Origin of the sequence: Arthrobacter sp. 9V (assembly GCF_902506065.1) — a bacterium.
In the GTDB taxonomy this organism is placed as follows: Bacteria; Actinomycetota; Actinomycetes; order Actinomycetales; family Micrococcaceae; genus Arthrobacter.
In genome coordinates this window covers 1-1,165 of sequence record NZ_LR733067.1, presented here as the reverse complement: position 1 = coordinate 1,165, position 1,165 = coordinate 1, and the positions used below count along the sequence as shown (strand labels likewise).

Below are 1,165 nucleotides of genomic sequence, written 5' to 3'. Positions count from 1 at the left end.
GATCGCTCAGTGTCTCGTGGGCTCGGAGATGTGGTATAAGAGACAGGTCGCAGACCGCGCGGACGTCAGGAAGGTACGACTCCGGCGGGATGACCACGCCGCCCTCACCCTGGATCGGCTCGAGCAGCACGGCGACGACGGTCTCGTCCATCGCCTCGCGCAGCGCCGCAGCGTCGCCGTACGGCACCGTGCGGAAGCCGGGCGTGAACGGCCCGAAGTCGTCGTGGGCCGAGGGGTCGTCGGAGAACGAGATGATCGTCGTGGTGCGCCCGTGGAAGTTGCCGGACGCGACGATGATCGTCGCCCGCTCGGCCGGCACGCCCTTGACGCGGTAGCCCCAGGCGCGGGACACCTTGATCGCGGACTCGACGGCCTCGGCACCGGTGTTCATCGGCAGGACCATCTCGGTCTCCGTCAACGCCGCCAGTGCTGCCGCGAACGGCCCGAGCTGGTCGTTCACGAACGCGCGGCTGGTCAGCGTCACGCGGTCGAGCTGCGCCCGCGCGGCGTCGAGCAGTCGCGGGTTGCCGTGGCCGAAGTTCACCGCCGAGTACGCGGCCAGGCCGTCCAGGTACCGCTTGCCGTCGAACGTCTTGAGCGTGTAGCTCGTGTAGTACTTGAACGCGCCGAGGAACGTCTGGAACCGGAACTTCTTCGAGTACGCCAGGTCGTTGAGTCGCTGGATGAAGTCCAGCGAGTACATGTCGATCGTGGCTTGTTCGTAGTACTCGTTCTCGACCAGGTAGTCGAGCCGCTCCTTCAGGTTGTGGAAGAAGACGGTGTTCTGGTTGACGTGCTGCAGGAAGAACTGCTTGGCGGCCTCACGATCCTTGTCGAACTGGATGTTCCCGTCCGCGTCGTAGAGGTTGAGCATCGCGTTGAGGGAGTGGTAGTCCATCCCCGTCTGCGGCGACGTCAGATCGACGTCTGCAACTGCTGCGTCCAAAATGCATCCAATCCTGAGTTGACCGCCGACACGTCGTCAGGGGTCCCGAAGAGTTCGAATCTGTAGAGAAGGGGGACGTTGCACTTCTGTGCGATGACGTCCCCTGCGAGGCCGTACGCCTCGCCGAAGTTCGTGTTGCCACCCACCACGACGCCGCGGATGAGCGAGCGGTTGTGGGCGTCGTTGAGGAACTTGATGACCTGCTTGGGCACTGCCCCG

The 1,165-nt window shown here is 64.5% G+C and carries 2 protein-coding genes; both read right to left on the bottom strand.

What is annotated here, in order from left to right:
- A partial coding sequence (locus tag BACI9J_RS24175) for an aminotransferase class III-fold pyridoxal phosphate-dependent enzyme (RefSeq protein ID WP_236558915.1) occupies nucleotides 1–898 on the bottom strand: 898 nt, incomplete at its 3' end.
- A gap of 17 nt (nucleotides 899–915) precedes the next feature.
- A partial coding sequence (nrdI, locus tag BACI9J_RS24165; protein ID WP_159736814.1) for a class Ib ribonucleoside-diphosphate reductase assembly flavoprotein NrdI occupies nucleotides 916–1,165 on the bottom strand: 250 nt, incomplete at its 5' end.